This window comes from Frankia canadensis (assembly GCF_900197875.1).
Taxonomy (GTDB): domain Bacteria; phylum Actinomycetota; class Actinomycetes; order Frankiales; family Frankiaceae; genus Frankia; species Frankia canadensis.
In genome coordinates, this window is the sequence record NZ_FZMO01000490.1 from 19,116 (window position 1) to 35,621 (window position 16,506).

The following is a 16,506-nucleotide window of genomic DNA, read 5'->3' on the forward strand; positions in this document are numbered from 1 at the left end:
CGGTGGACCGGTATCCCCGCGGCGGCCGGTGCCGGTTCCCGTGAAGCCCGACAGTCCCCCGGCGAACGGCTGCCCGGTGCTCGGGACATCCGCTCACCGTGTGGCCGCTATGTAGTCCAGGGTGGTGGAGTAGGTGTCGGAGGTGACGAACGGTATGTCGATCGCATAGTCGTTGCTGACCGCGTCCCCGTCCGGCGCGGAGGCTTGTTCCTGGGAGTAGACCCCCACCGCTGCGACGTCCGACAGCGGCTGGAATCCCGACGTGTCGGGCCCCCGGACCAGCAGGGACCCCACCGCAATGGTGTCGCCGTTGCCGGGTGTCGCGGCCGTCAGCGTCGGCGAGGCGCCCTGGACCGCGACCGTGTAGCCGTCGGTGCTGTTCGTCGTGACGGTCATGGTCACCGCCCCGTCCTGGGTGGCGGTGCTGCCCGGCTCTCCCGTCAGGGTGAAGGCGCTGGTGAGATTGGTGAGAGTGAGGCTCTGTGCCAGGATCGTGATCGACGTCGTGCACACTGGTTCCTCGCCGGCGCCTGTGCAGGTGCTGCCCGCGGCCCCCGACTCCACCCGGTTCATCAGTGTCGCGCCCGGTGTCGCCGCGTCGTCGACCGTGACCGAATAGGTGATCGTCACGGCCGCGCCGGCCGCGAGGTTCCCGGTCCAGGTCAGCGCGGGCGCCGCATAGGTGACCGCGCCCGTGGTGGCGGTCGCGTCGGCGTTGTAGACCGCCTTGTCCACGACCGAGGCGAGGTCGTCGGAGATGGTCACGCCGGTGTAGGCGGCCTCACCGGTGTTCGTCGCGGTGATCGTGTACTGGACGGTCGAGCCGACGACGGCACCGGTCTGGTCCGCCGTCTTGGTGATCGTCAGGGCCGGGACCAGTACCGCGGTGGTCGTCGTGCAGGCGGCGGCACCCTCGCCGACCAGGCAGGTGGAGCCGGGTGTGGTCGAGGCGATCGCGTTGCTGGCCAGCCGGTTGCCGTTCGCGGGCAGCGCGGTGGTCACCGAGTAGGTGATGGTCGCGGTCGCGCCGACGGCGAGGTCTCCCGTCCAGGTCAGGTCAGGCGAGGTGAAACCGACCACGCCGGTGCTCGCCGCGGCGTCACCGTTGTACGCGGCGTCGTCGAGCACCTCCGCGAGGTCGTCGGTGAACGAGGCCCCCGTGTACGGCGTCTGCCCGGTGTTCTGGACGGTGACGGTGTAGTCGATCGGGCTGCCCGCGACGACGGTCGCGTTCCCGGTGCCGGTGGCGGCGGTCTTCGTGATGGTGAGCGCGGGGACGAGCACCACGACGACGCCGCCGCAGGCGGGAGCGCCGCCGCCACCGCTGGGGCAGGTGCTGCCCAGCGCATCAGAGGTCACCACGTTGAGCAACACCCGGTCACCCAGGTCCGGGTCGTTGACCGTGAACGAATAGGTGATCGTCGCGCTGGCACCGACCGCGAGGTCGCCTGTCCAGCTCAGCGTCGGCGCCGTGAAGGCCACCGTGCCGTCGGTGGCGCTCGCGTCGTTGTTGTACACGGCATCATTCAGGACACCGCTCACGTCGTCGTTGACCGTGGCGCCCGTGTAGGGGCTTTCTCCGCTGTTCGTCACGGTGATCGTGTAGGTGACGACGCTGCCGGGAGTCGTGGTCGTCGTGTCGGCGGCCTTGGCGATGGTGAGTGCCGGGGTGAGGATGTCGACCGTCACCGTGCAGTCCGGGTTCGGGCTTCCCGGCGGGCAGCTGCTCCCGGCGGTCGAGGACGACGCGACGATGGTCACCGTCTTGTCGCCGGGATCAGGGCTCTTCACCGTGGCAGACCCGGTGATGGTCACCGACTGGCCGGGTGCCAGGTCGCCCGTCCAGATGAGGCGCCCGATGGCAGGATCCAGGTTCAGGACTCCTGACGTGGCGACGGCGTCACTGTTGTAGTCCGCGTCGTCCAGCAGCCCGTCGAAGGCAGCATTCACCACCGCGTTCGTATAGGAGGTCCGGCCGGCGTTGGCCGCGATGAGCGTGAAGGAGACGACCTGCCCGGGGATCGCCGTGGACACGTTCGACGCGAAGGTGATGGTGAGCGCGCCGACCGGCACGGACACCGAGCACCGCGGGTCGGTGCTCCCGGTGGCGCAGTTGTTGCCCGCCGCGGTGGAACTGACGGTGTTCACCAGCTCGCCGTCGCCGTCGCCGGCACCCGACGCCAGGACCGTGACCGAATAGGTGATGGTGGCCGAGCTGCCCGGATTCAGGTCCCCGGTCCAGGTCAACGTCGGACTGACAAGACCGACCGTGCCGACGGACGCGGACGCGTCGTTGTTGTAGGTGGCGTCGTCGAGGACCCCGCCCAGGGCGTCACTGACGACGGCGCCCGTGTACGGCGTCTGGCCCGAGTTGGTCACCGCGATCGTGTAGGTCACGGTGCCGCCGGGCACCGTCGACGCCGCGCTCGCCGACTTCACGATCGTCAGCGCCGGGGTGAGAACGGCGACGTTCGTCGAGCAGGCGGGGTTTCCGCTGGCCGGCGGGCAGGTGTTCCCGACCTCGTTCGACGTGACGGCGGCTACCAGCAGCTTGTCGCCCGGGTCGGGAACGAGCACGGTGGCCGAGAACGTCACGGTCACCACCGCGCCGACGGCGAGATCCCCGGTCCAGGTGAGCACCGGTGCGGCATAGCCGACCGAGCCGGCCGAGGCCACCGCGTCCGCGTTGTAGGTGGCGTCGTCGAGCAGGCCGGCGAGCGAGTTGGTGACGGTGGCGCCGGTGTAGGGGGTCTCACCGCTGTTCGTGAGGGTCATCGTGTAGCCGACCGTGCCGCCCGGAACGGTGAACGTGGCGTTCGCCGAGGTCGCGATCGTCAGCCCGGGGAGCAGGACCGGGACGGTGGCAGTGCACCGGGGGTCACTGCCCCCGTCCGGGCAGTTGCTACCGGGCAGGTTCGAGGTGACGCTGAAGGCCAGGAGCCGGTTGCCGGTGTCCGGGTTGTTGACCCGGGCACTTCCCGTCACAGTAATCGTCGCACCGACCGGGATGTCTCCCGTCCAGACCGCGCCCGTCCCCCCCACGACCAGGGTCCCGGAGCTGACGGTCTGCTCGCCCGTTGGCGTGGCGTCGTCCACGAGGTCGGCGCCGTTGAACGGCACGGTGACGCCCGTGTAGGGGGTCTGACCCGTGTTGCTGAAGGTGACGGTGAACACGACCACTCCCCCCGGAGTGGTCGACGAGACGTTCGCCGAGTTCGCGAAGATCAATTGACTCACCGTCACCGTCACCGTGCACCGCGGGTCGGTGCCCGCGACCGGGCAGTTACTCCCGACCGAATTCGACTCCACCGAGTTCACGAGGATGTCGTCGCCGCCCCCGTGCTCCAGGGCGGAATAGGTGATGGTGACGGTCCCTGATGCGGGGACGTCGCCGGTCCAGGACAGCACGGGCGCCGTGTAGGTCACCGTGCCGGCGGAGGCGGCCGCGTCGGCGTTGTAGGTGGCGTTCGTCAGGACGTCGCCCAGGTCATCGGTGAAGGCCGCCCCGAGGTACGGCGTGACGCCCGCGTTCGTGACCGTGATCGTGTAGGTCACCGTCCCGCCCCTGGCCACCGAGGGTGCCCCCGCGGTCTTGGTGAACGTCAGCAGCGCCGCCGTGACGGCCGTCACCGTCGCGGTGCATCGCGGGTCGGAGCCGCCGGACGGGCAGTTCGATCCCGCCGACGACGAGACGATCGTGTTCGTCAGGGACTGGCTGCCCGTATCCGGGTTGTGGACCGTCACCGTGTAGCTGATCGTGGCGCTGGCACCCGGATCGAGGCTGCCGGTCCAGGACAGGGTCGGGGTGCTGAAGGAGACCGTGCCGGTCGACGCCGTGGCGTCCGCGTTGTAGACCGCGTCGTCGAGGACGTCGGCGAGGGAGGTGCTGAACGTGGCGGCCGGGTAGGCCGTCTGGCCGGAGTTCGTCACCGTGATCGTGTAGGTGAGCGTCGCCCCCGGTACCGCGGTGGCGCTGCCGGTGGTCTGCGCGATCGTCAGCGCCGGGGTGAGAACGGCGACGTTCGTCGAGCAGGCGGGGTTTCCGCTGGCCGGCGGGCAGGTGTTCCCGACCTCGTTCGACGTGACGGCGGCTACCAGCAGCTTGTCGCCCGGGTCGGGAACGAGCACGGTGGCCGAGAACGTCACGGTCACCACCGCGCCGACGGCGAGATCCCCGGTCCAGGTGAGCACCGGTGCGGCATAGCCGACCGAGCCGGCCGAGGCCACCGCGTCCGCGTTGTAGGTGGCGTCGTCGAGCAGGCCGGCGAGCGAGTTGGTGACGGTGGCGCCGGTGTAGGGGGTCTCACCGCTGTTCGTGAGGGTCATCGTGTAGCCGACCGTGCCGCCCGGAACGGTGAACGTGGCGTTCGCCGAGGTCGCGATCGTCAGCCCGGGGAGCAGGACCGGGACGGTGGCAGTGCACCGGGGGTCACTGCCCCCGTCCGGGCAGTTGCTACCGGGCAGGTTCGAGGTGACGCTGAGGGTCAGGAGCCGGTTGCCGGTGTCCGGGTTGTTGACCCGGACATTTCCCGCCAAAGTAATCGTCGCGCCGACCGGGATGTCTCCCGTCCAAGCCGCGCTCGTATCCCCAACGACCAGGGTCCCGGAGCTGGCGGTCTGCTCGCCGGTTCCCGTGCCGTCGTCCACGAGGTCGGCGCCGCTGAACGGCACGGTGATGCCCGTGTAGGGGGTCTGACCCGTGTTGCTGAGGGTGGTGGTGAACGTGACCACTCCCCCCGGAGTGGTCGACGGGACGTTCGCGGAGCTCACGAAGATCAATTGACTCACCGTCACCGTCACCGTGCACCGCGGGTCGGTGCCCGCGACCGGGCAGTTGCTGCCCACGGTCGACGAGGTCAGTGTGTTGGTCAGCAGCCCGTCGCCGATGCTCACGGCGTTGGTGGTGACCGAGTAGACGATCGTCGCCGAAGCCCCGGGCGCCAGGTCTCCGGTCCAGGACAGGGTGGGCGCGGCGTAGCTGGCGGTACCCGTCGACGCCGTGACGTCGGCGTTGTACGTCGCCGCGTCCAGCAGGCCGCTGAGCGAGTCGGCGAACGTCGCACCGGTATACGGGGTCGGGCCGGAGTTCGTCACGGTCACCGTGTAGGTGACGACCCCGCCGGGCGTCGTGGTCGGCGAGCTCGCGGACTTCACGATCGTGAGGTCGGGCACGAGGACGTTGACCGTGGCGGAGCACGCCGGATCACTCCCACCGACCGGGCAGTTGCTGCCGATCACCGGCGAGGTGACGGTGTTGACCACCACCTTGTCACCGGGATCGGGGTCGAGCACCGTGACCGTGAACGTGATGGTCACGGTTGCCCCGACCCCGAGGTCTCCCGTCCAGGTGAGGTTGGGGGCCGTGTAGGACAGGGAGCCGGTGGACGCGGTGGCGTCGGCGTTGTAGGTCGCGTCGGAGAGAACCCGGGCCAGCGAGTCGGTGACCGATATGCCGGTGTAGGGCGTCTCACCCGTGTTCGCCACCGCGATGGTGTATGTGATGGTCCCACCGGGCGTGATCGTGACGACGTTCGCCGTCGTCTCGATCGAAAGGCCCGGTGTCAGCACCGGCACGACGGAGGTACAGGCGGGCGCCGGCGCCCCGGCGGGGCAGGTGTTGCCCTGCGTGGCCGAGACGATGGTCGCGGCCAGGACCTTGTTACCGGTGTCGGGGTTTTTCACCGTGAGCGACGACGTCACGGTCACCGACGCCCCCGGGGCGAGGCTGCCCTGCCACACCAGGTCACCCCCGACCAGCCCGAACGTTCCCGAGGTGGTCTGGGCGTCCAGGTTGTAGGTGGCGTCGTCGAGCAGGCCACCGAGGGGGACCGTGAAGGTCGCGTTGGGGAACGGGGTCTGGCCGTCGTTCACCGCCGTGTAGGTGAAGCCGACCACCTGGCCCGGCTGGGTCGTCGTCACCGTGCTCGACGAGGTGATCGTCAGGATCGAGACGGTCACGGCGTTGGCGCAGCGCGGATCCGTGCCTCCGACGGGGCAGGTCGTCCCCACCGTCGGCGAGGTGACCGCGCTGGAGAGAATCTTGTTGCCCGTGTCGGGGTTCGCCGCCGTCACCGAGTAGGTCACCGTCACCGCGGCCCCGGCGGCGAGGTCTCCCGTCCAGGTGAGATTGGGGCTGGTGAACGTCACCGCGCCGGTCGTCGCGGTCGCGTCGGCATTGTAGACGGCGTCGTCGAGGACTCCCGCCAGGGCGTCGGTGAACGTGACACCGGAATACGCCGCGGCGGCCGTGTTCGTCGCCGTGATGGTGTAGTTCACCGTCCCGCCAGGTGCGACCGACGACGCGCTGGCGGACTTCACGATGACGATCGGGCCGGCCGTGACGGACAGCGTGACCGCCTGGGTGGCGGTGACCCCGAACGCGTCAGTCACCTGGACCGTGAACGGGTAGCTGCCGGCGGTGGTCGGGGTGCCGGACAGGACGCCGGTCGACGGGTCGAGGGTGATCCCGGGCGGCAGCGTCCCGGCGGTGACCGACCAGGCGAACGGCCCGGTCCCCCCGGTGACCACGAGGGTGCTGCTGTAGGGGACACCCACCTGCGCCGCCGGCGGCGCGGGGAACCCGAGTGTCGGCCGCGCCGCCATCACGAGGCTGACGGTCTTCGTCGCGGACAGGCCGAGCGCGTCGACCACGCGGACCGCGAACGACGCCGTGCCCGCGGTGGTCGGCGTGCCCGACAGCAGACCGGTCGAGGTGTTCAGGGTGACTCCCGGCGGCAGCGCACCGGCGCTCACCGACCAGACGAAGGGACTCGTTCCCCCCGAGACGGTCAGCTGGTCGCTGTAGACCACGCCGACCTCGCCCGACGGCGGCGGCGGGAAGGGCAGCGTCGGCGCCGACGCGATCGAGATCGTCAGGTTCTGCGTCGCTGCCTGGCCGCTGGCATCCACCACCCGGACCGTGAAGGGATAGCTGCCGGCCGCTGCCGGTGTGCCGGAAAGCAGGCCCGACGCGCTGTTGAGGCTGAGACCCGGCGGCAGGCTTCCGTCGCTGATCGACCAGACGTACGGGGAGGTGCCACCGGTGACGGTGAACTGGTCGCTGTACGCGGCGCCCACGCCACCCGTCGGTGGTGGTGGCAGTGCCAGGCTGGGCGAGCTGTTGATCGTGACCGCCGATGAGGCGGCCGACTGGGGCCCCGTCCCGGCCGCGTTGATCGCCGCGACCCGGAAGGTGTAGGTCGTGCCGCCGGTCAGCCCGCTGACGGTCTGTGTGGTGGCGGTACCCGTGAAGGTCCGGGGTGTCTGTGCCACGCCTGCGATGTATGGGGTGACGACGTAGCCGGTGATCGCGCTGCCGTTGCTGGCCGGAGTGGTCCAGGACAGGGTCGCCGACGTGCTGCCCGCGCTCACCGCCGTGATCGCCGGGGCGGCCGGCAGCGCGTACGGCACCACGGCGGCCGACTGCGGGCTCGCCGCGCCCGTGCCGACGGCGTTGACGGCCGCCACCGTGAAGGTGTATGAGCCGCCCGCGGTCAGACCGGTCAGCGTTCGGGTGGTCGTCGAGGCGTCGTAGGACACCGGCGTCTGCGCCACCCCGCCCAGGAAGGGAGTCACGACGTATCCGGTGATGGCACTGCCGTTGCTCGCCGGGGCGACCCAGGTGACCGTGGCACTCGTGATGCCCGCGGTAGCGCTCGGAGCCGCCGGTGTCGCGGGGGCGCTCGTGTAGACGTAGGAGACCACCCCGGCCACCCCGCGCGTCACGACGGTGATCCCGACGGCCGCGGCGCTCGTCCGCGCGGGCATCGACGAGATCTGCAGCGATCCGTCGCCGTTCACGGTGAAGCATCCCGCGGCCGGGCCGGACTGGCACGGCAGCAGCACCACCGGCGTGCCCGCCTGCTGCTGCGCCGTCGTCCCGATCTCGATCGCCGTCGCGCCGGAGATGTTGGTGCCGGTCACCGTGGCGGCACCACCGCCGGAGACTGTCCCCGAGGCCGGCGAGATGGCCAGGGACGTGGGTGTCGCCGGTACCGTTCCCGCCGTCGTGCTGCCCGCGAATCCGGGATTCGCGTCGTTCGAGGACGAGGTGGTGACCGAGGTCGTCTGGATCAGCGCCGGCGTGACACCGGAACCAGTCACGATCGCCACCACGGTGACGGGGGTGAGCGTCGTCCCGTTCGTGAAGGGTCCGTTGCTGTTGGTACAGGTGATACTTCGCCCCACCGGAGCCTGGCAGACCCAGCCGGTTCCGAACGCTCCCACCGGCACGACGTTCACCGGTACCGTCTCCGTCACCGAGATCGGCGACGCCTCGTCGGCTCCGGCGCTGACCCCGGCGGTCACCGTGTAGTTGACCGGGTCACCCGGCTGCGGGGTCGGGCCGTTGTAGCTCGTCGCCGCCACGTTCAACTGCGGGACCGGGTTGAACGTCACCACCCGGGCCTCGTCGAGCTCGTGGTAGTCGGTCACCGAACCGGTCGACGCCGCCCAGCCGAACGCCAGCTGGCGCGGAATCCCGGCCGAGGTGGTCCAGGATGACGGGTAGAGGCCGGCGGGCACGGTGGGCAGCGCGCCCTGCAGTGTTCGGGCCGTCCCGCCCACCGGAGTGAACACGACCTTGTAGGTCCCGGGAGCCGCCGAGACACCGCTGTTGGTCACGATGGTCTGCGCGGTGGGGTTGATGACCACCTCCACCGGCACCTTCGACGCGTTGCGCGTGGCGGCCCCCAACGCCACCGGAGGGGACGCCGTCGTCGTCGCCGTGCTGTTGATCGCGCAGTATCCGACAAGTCCAGCGCCGGGCCCGCGCACGACGACCTGGCCAGGCACCCTCCCGCCCGTGGTGGAGATGTAGGCGGGATTCGTGCACCCGGAGCCCTGGTACGTGCTGTTGCTGTAGTTCCCGAAGACGTCCAGGCCGATGCCGAGATAGCCGTTGCTCATCCCTACCAGGCTCGAGCTGGCGGGAGTGTATCCGAGCGCGCCACCCGGCTGCCCGAGGTTCGCCGGTGCCGTCGGGGCCGCCGGGTTGACCGCCGACAAAATGAATGCCAAGCCGTCCGCGTGGGTTCCGCCGTACTGGTATGTGTTGAAGGTGACGTCCAGGCCCTGCGAGGTCGGCACGCTCGTCGCCCCGAAGACCCCACCCTCGACGAAGGTCGCGGTGTTGGTGAGGCGCAGTTTCCCCGCGCCCGAGGGATCCGAGAGCGGACAGCTGTGCAGGACGCCGGTGGTCGAGTTTCCAGGCGAGGTGAGACAGGCCACGTTCGAGCCGGCGGCACCGGTCGGCAGCGCGGGCAGGACCACGTTGCCGATTCCGTCGGGGGTGTTGTTGTGGAAAGGCTGGTCGAACAGCACCGTCCCGGCGGCGTAGGCCGCGTTCGGGGTGAGCGCCGATATCGAGCCGGCGAGAACCAGGCTGACGAGTATTACGACCAGTGTCTTGAACGCCTGCCGATGCCGGATGGCCGCAGACGTCCAGGGTGGTCTCCGCCGTCTGGATACCCTTACGCCGCTCATTACTGTGAGTATAGATACTGTTGCCTAGTGTAGTTGGAGGTGTCGGCTAACGATTCGGCGTGTCGCCCTCGGGACCGAGGTCCGGTCCCAGGATGTCGTCAACCTGCGCACCGTCCGCATTGCCGGAGGTTTCGCCCAGGCCGAGCCGGCGTGGGTCGGCACGCTCCTCCTCACGCCGCAGCGCCCGGGCCGCCGTCAGCACCCGGTCTCGGTAACGCCGACGCACGAACACACCAAGAAGGAATACGGCAAGAATGCCGGCCAGTAGCCCCATCGCCCGCCACACCGGGAAGACGACCACGGTCGCCCGCGCGGTGTGAAAGGTCCCGCGCGGGCCGGGCACGACCACCTCCGCATGGCATACGCACATGAGCGGCGGGTCGTCCCACCGTGTGGTGACCTCCCGCGTCGAATCCCGCTGCACCGTGAAGTCCGGGAAAGCAACGTCACGCCCATCGACGCGGATGTTGAGATGACCCTTTCCGCGGAAGTCACGATGAACGGTGCCGGTGTCCTCGAAGGTCGCCGTGAAGTCGACGGGCCCACCGACAGCGAACCGCGGCCCCCGCAGCGAGGGGATCTTCACGGTGTCGTCGACCGGGCCCGGCACCGTGATGTAGAGGGGAGTCCCGATCCCCCGGTTCAACCTGATCTGGTTCTTGTCCTTGCCGGCCGGCACCATGAACAGCATCGCGACATGGTGGTCGCCGGGCTCGGGATGCCTGGGAACCGCGATCCGCACGGCCACCACCTGGCGCGCTCCCGGCGCCAGGTGGAACTTCACCGGGCTGGCCGATATCCAGGTCATCGCCGAGTAGGGCGCCTCCTCACGCTGGAACTGGAGGGTTCCGTCCCGTCCGGACGTGAAACCCGCCCGGTTCACCACGATGTCGAGGGGCAGCCGGCCATGGTTGCTCACCGCGAAGTGCTGATCCCTCGAGAGCTCTTCCTGCGGAATTACCAGTCTTGTCGGGCTCACCGTCAACGCGAAGTCCGGGGTCGGCGCGGGAGCCGCCGAAGGCCGTCCGGGAGGAGCGGACGACGATGCGAGAGCGGCAGGCCCCATGCCCCCCAGGGCCGCCCCCCAGACCAGAAGCATCGCGACGGCGGATACGCGCCGGCCTGGTCGAATCCGGCTGGTCACCGTCGCACCGTCGCCATGCGTTCCGCCCTCTTCTGGTGGTTGAAATCGTGTTCCGCGCCGGGTCAGCTATCCGTCATGACCGAGTCGGGCCGCCCGCAGATGCAATCACTACAGGGTCGTGGCAACATAGTCGAGGACCGCGGAGTACGTGTCAGGGATGACGAACGGAATCGTGATCTGGTAGTCGTTGGTGATGGTGTCGCCCAGCTCGGCAGAAGGTGTCGCCTGTGTGTGCACCTGCACCGGCGTACCGAACGTCAGCGGGCTGAAGGGAGTGGTGCCCGCCTGCCGCACCCTCAGATTACCGATCGGAATGGTACCCGTATTGCCCGGTGTGGCCGGGTTCAACGTCGCCGTCCGCGGCGCGACGGTCACGGCATATCCTTCGTTGTTGTTCGTGCTGACGGTCATGGTCACCGGTACGGTCGTCGTCACGGTCTCGCCCGGGTTACCCGTCAAGGAAAAGGATGGGGCGAGATTGGTCAGAGTGATGGATGAGCCGACGACGACGTTTGCGGTGGTGCTCTGAGTCGCCGTCTGCCCCGGAACCGCGTTCGCTCCACTGGCCATCCCTCCTATGACCGTAGCCACACTCGCCGTCAGGACAAGTCCGCGCCTGAGCGCTGAAGACGATCCGAGATTTTTCGACATTCCAGGCCTCGTTCCTCTCGAAGTGACTACGGAGAGTGTTCGCACCGCCATCATCGACGTCAAGGATCGCCTTCGGCGCCGGCTCCGGCCCGGCCTGCTCCCTGTGAACATCGCGGCCGTCCGCACTGGACGAACCAGTTGAAAAGCATCGGGCTGGTCGGCATGACGGCGAGTCGGCAAACGGGACGACATTCCGCGAGGGCGGTTTCCGGCCGAACCCCGCCGCCGCCGCGATTTCGGCGGCAGCCCGCCGCCGCCGCGCAGGCACGGCGAGAACCACGCGGTGATCACCGGCTGGAAACGGCCAAGCGGGGCTGGCCGGACGCACGTGGCCACATGGGCGGGTTCATCCGACAGCCGCCTCGGCGGACATCGGTCACCAGACCGCGCCGGCCGAGTTGGCCGCCGAACACAGCCGCGCTATGTTGCGCTGAGTAACTGGCCACGACGCTGGGTGGGGGACCTTGTGAGAGTGGGACCGTTGCGGGACTGGGTGGGCTGTCCGCTTTCCCTCGTACCTGGGGCCGCTGGTGTCCGCGTCCCCGCACTCCCCTGGGGCTGTCGCGCCGAGCACGCCATCGAATCGGCGACGTCATGAGCGGCCGCCAGCAGCCGACCCGCCGCCACTCGGCCGGCCAGGCGGCACCGAGGGACCTCCGGCACCGGCCACTGCCGAAGTCACTGATGGTGACCGGACTGGTGGCCGCGATGGTCGCCCTGGTGGGACCGCCCGCCAGGGCGGCGGGCGGCTCGTCCCAGACCACGGTCGGCATCGTTGTCACCGGGGCACCCGCGCTGGCCGTCACGAAGCGCGGCATCGTGGTGGACGTCCACCACGATGGCCGGATCGACACAGGTGACCTGGTGCGCTGGACGATCACGGTGTCGAACACCGGCGACACGATGCTCACCGGGCTGACCGTGAGCGACCCCGAGGCAGGTCCAGCCCGCTGTCCCACCACTCCCCTCGTTCCGAAGCAGGTTGTGACCTGCGCTGTGCCCGATCATGTGATCACGTTCGCGGATGTCGCGGCGGGCGTGGTCACCAACGTGGCGACCGCGTCCGCGACCGCTCCGGGTGGACAGGTCGTCTCACCGCCCGGATCCGCCAGCGTGCGGATCCAGGGGGCAAAGCCCGCTGTCATCTTCCTTCCCCCACCGGGGGTGTTCGGGTTCCCCGCCGCTCCTGGCGGCCGCCCCGGTTCCGATGAGCCCGCGGTGGGAGGCGCCGCGGCCGGCGGGGCCGGATCGGGAGGCGGGGCTGGCATCGGCTCAGGTAGCGGCCCTGGCGCCGCCGGGCCCGGTTCACCGAACAGTCAGGGCGGCCTGCCGTCCTCGGCGGAGGATCAACAGCGCGCACATCCGCCGGTGGCCGTGGCGGGGGGACAGCCTGACGCGCCCGGACACGGTGGCCTCACCCTGGTCCTGCTCGGCGCGATCACCGCCGCCGGTGCGCTCGCCTCGCTCGGGGTACTCGCCAGCCGGCGGACCAGACGCCGGCGTTGACCCGGCCGTCGAGGGAACGCCGCCAGACGGCCGGCCACGGCGGGTCACCGCTGACGCCGAGACGCTCGGCCGGTCCGGTGTCCGCCCTCGGCGCCCTGGCCCTCGGCGCCCTGGCCCTCGTCGGGATCGTGCTGGTCATCCTGGGATGGCCAGCCAGTCCCACTCCCCCGGCCGCTCCATTGCCCGAGGCCGACGGGCCGCACCTGCCCGGTCCGCTGCCGAGCCCCGGCGGTGCGAGCACACTCCAGAGCCCGCGGCCCCGGGCAGATCTGCCGGCGTCCAGCCTTCGGATACCAGCGCTCGGCGTCACCGCCAGAATCGGCAAGGCCACGGAGGAGAACGGCACCCTCGTTCCGCCGCGGACACCAACCGAGGTCGGGCTGTGGTCCGGTTCGGCGGCGCTGGACGCCGGTTCCGGACAAGTAACGATCGTCGGGCACGTGAACTGGCGAGGAATGCCGCCCTTCGCGTTTGGGCGCCTGGCCCACCTGCACGGCGGGGATCTCGTCTTCACCAGCGACCCACGCGGGAGACAGACCGCGTGGCGGGTTCTGCGGGTCTTCGCTCGTCCCAAGACCGACGGCGTCGACCCGACGGCGTTCGCCGGACCTCGCGGCCCACGCCAGCTGATCATGATCACCTGCGGAGGACCGTTCGACGTTCGGGTCGGCTCCTATTCCGACAATGTGTACGTAAGCGCTGTTCCCGCGTAATCCAGCCAGGAACACAACGCGATCTTCCTCCGCGCGGCGCCCGGCGCCCGGCGGAGGCGTGCGGCGTGCGGCGTGAAGGCCGTCTACCTCGCCTCGCTCCAGAAGGGCAAACCCTACGTCTGGTGGCATCTATGCCGGCAACGGCGAGTTCGCCGGCGGTTCGGTCACGGGGGGTCGTTCGGTGGCGTCGGCTGGTCCGCCTGCGGGCGAGGGGACCGGGGCCTCGCCCGTGTCCCCGTGCGATGCCAGTGGCGCCGCGGGCGGGGGTGCCGCCGCCGACTCGCGGGCCAGGAAGGAGCCGAGTTCGGCGATGGTGGTCATCAGGGGGGCGGGGAACACGACGGTGGTGTTCTTGTCGACGCCGATCTCCACGAGACTCTGCAGGTTGCGCAGTTGCAGAGCCAGGGGGTGTGCCATCATCGTGTCCGACGCGTCGCCCAGCGCGGCAGCCGCCAGAGCCTCACCCTCGGCATTGATGATCTTTGCCCTCTTCTCCCGCTCGGCCTCGGCCTGGCGGGCCATCGCGCGCTTCATGCTGTCGGGGAGCTGGATGTCCTTCAGCTCGACCAGGGTGACCTCGACGCCCCAGGCGACCGTGGTGACGTCAAGGATCTTGCGAATATCAAGGTTGATCTTGTCCGTCTCCGACAGGGTCTCGTCCAGGGTGTGCTGCCCGACGACCTTGCGCAGCGTGGTCTGGGCGATCTGGTTGATGGCCGCGTGGACGTTCTCGATCGCGATGACGGACCGGACGGCGTCGATCACCTTGAAGTAGGCGACCGCGGACACGTCCACGCTGACGTTGTCACGGGTGATGATCCCCTGTGACTGGATCGGCATCGTGACGATGCGCAGCGACACCCTGCGCATCACGTCGACGAACGGGATGACCCATCGCAGGCCCGGGTTGCGCTCACCGACCACGCGGCCCAGCCGGAACAACACGCCGTCCTCATACTGCTTGATGATTTTTGCCGACATCGCGGCCCCGATGAGCAGCAGGACGGCGACGATGACGAGAACGGCGATCAGGGCCGCCATGGGGGAACTCCAAACGATGACAACTGATGGCAATCGCGATACGTCGGTCGCGCCGTGAGGAGCGCTTCGACCGGCACGCCCTGCGAACGGAAAAAGGGGCAGACCACCGCGCGCATTCCTACGGCATTCCTACGGCGACGTCGCGCCCGCGTGGCGCAGTATCTGTCCGGCTGGGCCGATCAGCCGGCCCGCCGTGGCCATCCGGCGAACCTCGTCGGCCGTTTCCAGGGCTGTCTGGGGAGGGATCACGAGGAGGAAGAGGCGCGGACGGTTACCGCCGGACAGCGTGACCGTGTGCGGGTCGAGTGTGCGATACCAGCTGACCTTCACCGGCGGGTAGGCGAGCGCGGTGAACCAGTGAGGGATATCCGTCCAGGTATCACCGTTGACCGACATCCGGCGGATCGTCTCGCCGGCCGTGGACAGTGCCGCGATGAGCGGGGGAAGTTCGCTGGTCAGGCGCCAGCTGCGCGGCCACCAGGCACCGTCGAACGATCCCTGTCCGCGGGCCGGGGCCCACGACAGCCTGCCGTCGCCGGGGGTCGCTCCGGCGGGCGCGCCCACCACAGCGCCTTGGAGCGTTGCGGGGGCGCCGTCGTCGTCGAACCGCGCCGACTCCGCGTGGTCGAGAAGTGCAGTAATCTGACCCGTCGTCATGACGGCCGCCTAACTCCGACGACGAGATCCGCCGGATGGCCCTGACCGGTGCCCGGCATCGACGTGGCGTCTACGCTCGTGAAATTCCGGTCACCTTTTATCATACCACTATTCCTCGCATTCACGCGATCACGACCGTCGCTGCCGGCGCGGAGGACCGTGTCGAGGATCCAGGTCGCGACCTTTTTCTCCTCATCCTCTCCGACGCCGTGCTCCGTCGCACGCGTGGAACGGGATTTCGCGTCGCCGCGGTGTATCCCTGGTCGTTCTCGATCACCGACCGCTTTCCCGCGTGCAAGACCGAGCCGATGTGAGACGAACTGAGTCCTCTTCGGTGATGGCTCGCGGTGCGGTGTCGATCAGGAGGCGTCCCCGCCCCGGCCTCACCTGCGCCTGGTCCAGCGGGTTCCCGCCGACGGCCGGTCCCGCGCCGGCCTGGTTCTCGGTGGCGAGCAGACCCCAGCGCAGGACCGTGTGCCTGTTGGCGGGCCGCGAACTTCCTGTCCGTCGGCCAGATCTACCTGATGGGCAATCCGTAGTTGCGTGAGCCGCTGCGCGCCGGGCACGTGAAGCCGCGGCTGCTCGGGCACTGGGGCACGACGCCCGGCTGGGATCGGCGCTACGGGTCTCGTAAGGGCTGGGTGGGCATCGCCCCGCGGCCGGCGCCCTGTGTGGGCGCCGGGTGCCCATCGTTGGCGCGCAGCCCGGTCGCGCTCGGCCTGTCCAGTTCGCCCAGGATCGTCCTGGCCGCGGTGGGCAGGTCGATGCGGGTGTCGGCGGCGAGTTGCTCGAGGTGCTGATGCGCCTGCTCGGGGGTGTTGCCTTGACCGATCAGTACGCCGATGGCCTGGTCGATGGTCGACAGGGCTTTCAGCCCGCCGGGCGCGGCCGGATCGTGTGGCACCGCGAGGTCCTCGTCGAGCACGAAGGCGCTGCTGCCGAGGCCGTCGACGTCTCTGGTGAGCCAGCTCAGATCGGTCGCGAGGTCGAGGAACGCTCCGGGTGTCGCGGCGAAGAGGATCAGGAAAGCCGTGGCCGCGGGATCTCCGGATCCGAAGACGTGCGGTGGAAGTGATATCCGTAGCGAGGCACGGATGTCGTCGGGTTCGACCCTTTCCTCGAGCGCGGTGAAATTCGTGCGCCGTCCGCCGAAGGAGAGTATGGCCGAGAGGCCGAGATAGGAGCGCACGGCGAGCTTGGCATCGGCGGCGAGCTGCCGCAGGGTCTGTGAGATATCCGCGCCGGGCTCGTCCAGTGATTCCGTGAGAGCGGCGAGATACGCGGCCAAAGCAGTGGAAATGTCCACAGCCG

General features: G+C 69.5%; 9 protein-coding genes and 1 pseudogene. 4 read left to right on the forward strand and 6 right to left on the reverse strand.

The genetic code is table 11. The features are described 5' to 3' along the window. Window positions 1-93 precede the first annotated feature (93 nt). From C1A33_RS26720 to C1A33_RS26730, 3 genes are all read right to left on the reverse strand, one after another. The gene (locus C1A33_RS26720) at window positions 94-9,483 is read right to left on the reverse strand and encodes a beta strand repeat-containing protein (RefSeq protein WP_101834372.1); all 9,390 of its coding nucleotides are present in this window, start codon (window positions 9,481-9,483) and stop codon (window positions 94-96) included. 46 nt (window positions 9,484-9,529) lie between these two features. Beyond that, the gene (locus tag C1A33_RS26725) at window positions 9,530-10,402 is read right to left on the reverse strand and encodes a hypothetical protein (protein ID WP_243407978.1); all 873 of its coding nucleotides are present in this window, start codon (window positions 10,400-10,402) and stop codon (window positions 9,530-9,532) included. Window positions 10,403-10,735: 333 nt separating this feature from the next. Then, entirely contained in the window at window positions 10,736-11,197 is a 462-nt protein-coding gene (locus C1A33_RS26730; RefSeq protein ID WP_243407979.1) for a hypothetical protein, read from the reverse strand. A gap of 765 nt (window positions 11,198-11,962) precedes the next feature. Between C1A33_RS26730 and C1A33_RS26735 the strand changes: the two genes are divergently transcribed. Next, on the forward strand, window positions 11,963-12,784 hold the full coding sequence (locus C1A33_RS26735; protein ID WP_165818602.1) for a DUF7507 domain-containing protein: 822 nt from the start codon (window positions 11,963-11,965) through the stop codon (window positions 12,782-12,784). Window positions 12,785-12,861: 77 nt separating this feature from the next. Beyond that, window positions 12,862-13,497 (forward strand): class F sortase, encoded by a 636-nt coding sequence (locus tag C1A33_RS26740; protein WP_165818603.1) that lies wholly within the window; start codon window positions 12,862-12,864, stop codon window positions 13,495-13,497. A 129-nt stretch (window positions 13,498-13,626) separates the two neighbouring features. Here the strand turns inward: C1A33_RS26740 and C1A33_RS26745 are convergent, their stop codons facing one another. Then, window positions 13,627-14,538 (reverse strand): slipin family protein, encoded by a 912-nt coding sequence (locus C1A33_RS26745; RefSeq protein ID WP_101834380.1) that lies wholly within the window; start codon window positions 14,536-14,538, stop codon window positions 13,627-13,629. A 129-nt stretch (window positions 14,539-14,667) separates the two neighbouring features. Then, complete coding sequence (locus tag C1A33_RS26750) at window positions 14,668-15,195, reverse strand: DUF5994 family protein (protein WP_101834382.1); 528 nt, start codon at window positions 15,193-15,195, stop codon at window positions 14,668-14,670. A 35-nt stretch (window positions 15,196-15,230) separates the two neighbouring features. Between C1A33_RS26750 and C1A33_RS26755 the strand changes: the two genes are divergently transcribed. Both C1A33_RS26755 and C1A33_RS38455 read left to right on the forward strand, forming a co-directional pair. Then, window positions 15,231-15,509: a hypothetical protein gene (locus C1A33_RS26755; RefSeq protein WP_101834384.1), complete on the forward strand. Its 279-nt coding sequence runs from the start codon at window positions 15,231-15,233 to the stop codon at window positions 15,507-15,509. Window positions 15,510-15,671: 162 nt separating this feature from the next. After that, window positions 15,672-15,818, forward strand: a pseudogene (locus C1A33_RS38455) (phosphoketolase family protein); the annotation flags it as partial. Here the strand turns inward: C1A33_RS38455 and C1A33_RS33890 are convergent. Next, on the reverse strand, window positions 15,815-16,501 hold the full coding sequence (locus tag C1A33_RS33890) for an ANTAR domain-containing protein (RefSeq protein WP_115538021.1): 687 nt from the start codon (window positions 16,499-16,501) through the stop codon (window positions 15,815-15,817). The pseudogene C1A33_RS38455 and the gene C1A33_RS33890 overlap by 4 nt on opposite strands. Window positions 16,502-16,506: the final 5 nt, after the last annotated feature.

Excerpts from the sequence above, each read along its gene's own strand:
- C1A33_RS26720 (WP_101834372.1), bottom strand. The coding sequence starts at position 9,483 with ATGAGCGGCGTAAGGGTATCCAGACGGCGGAGACCACCCTGGACGTCT.
- C1A33_RS26750 (WP_101834382.1), bottom strand. The coding sequence starts at position 15,195 with ATGACGACGGGTCAGATTACTGCACTTCTCGACCACGCGGAGTCGGCG.
- C1A33_RS26735 (WP_165818602.1), top strand. The coding sequence starts at position 11,963 with ATGGTGACCGGACTGGTGGCCGCGATGGTCGCCCTGGTGGGACCGCCC.
- C1A33_RS26745 (WP_101834380.1), bottom strand. The coding sequence starts at position 14,538 with ATGGCGGCCCTGATCGCCGTTCTCGTCATCGTCGCCGTCCTGCTGCTC.
- C1A33_RS26755 (WP_101834384.1), top strand. The coding sequence starts at position 15,231 with ATGGCCCTGACCGGTGCCCGGCATCGACGTGGCGTCTACGCTCGTGAA.
- C1A33_RS26730 (WP_243407979.1), bottom strand. The coding sequence starts at position 11,197 with ATGGCCAGTGGAGCGAACGCGGTTCCGGGGCAGACGGCGACTCAGAGC.